Below are 576 nucleotides of genomic sequence, written 5' to 3' on the forward strand. Positions count from 1 at the left end.
GTCAGATGCATTGGATGGAGCCGCTGGTGTTGTATTGGTCGCGCAATGTTTCTGATATTGAACGCTATGAACACGCGGAGCAGTATCGTCGATGGCTGAGTAATCCTCTTGATGAGTGGGAAGCAGAGCACCAAGGAGGTCAGCATGGCGATAACCAGTGAGTTTCTACAAAGCAGTGTCGTGTTTCTGTCGGCGGCGGTGATTGCTGTTCCTTTGGCGCAGCGATTTGGCTTAGGTTCGGTGCTTGGCTATTTGTTGGCTGGGGTATTGATTGGCCCTTGGGGATTACGCCTGATTAGCGATGTCGATGCGATTCTGCATTTTGCCGAGCTCGGGGTGGTGTTACTGCTGTTCTTAATTGGCTTGGAATTGAACCCGAAAAAATTATGGCAAATGCGAGGGCCGATTTTAGGTCTTGGCGGCGCGCAAGTTGTAGTGACGACGGCGGTTATTGGTAGCATTGTCAGTTTGTTTGGCTTGAGTATGCAGGTGAGTTTGGTCATCGGCATGGGGCTCGCCCTTTCCTCTTCGGCTATTGCACTCATAGTGATTTAAGCGCAAGGCCTCAATGCCACC

2 pseudogenes are annotated in these 576 nt (G+C 51.0%); both read left to right on the plus strand.

The annotated features are described in order from the left end of the window. Nucleotides 1-161 (plus strand): annotated as a pseudogene (locus tag R7R24_RS29015) (glutathione-regulated potassium-efflux system ancillary protein KefG); the annotation flags it as partial. Beyond that, nucleotides 145-552 (plus strand): annotated as a pseudogene (locus R7R24_RS29020) (cation:proton antiporter); the annotation flags it as partial. The pseudogenes R7R24_RS29015 and R7R24_RS29020, both read left to right, overlap by 17 nt. Nucleotides 553-576: the final 24 nt, after the last annotated feature.

This window comes from Vibrio sp. 704 (assembly GCF_033339295.1).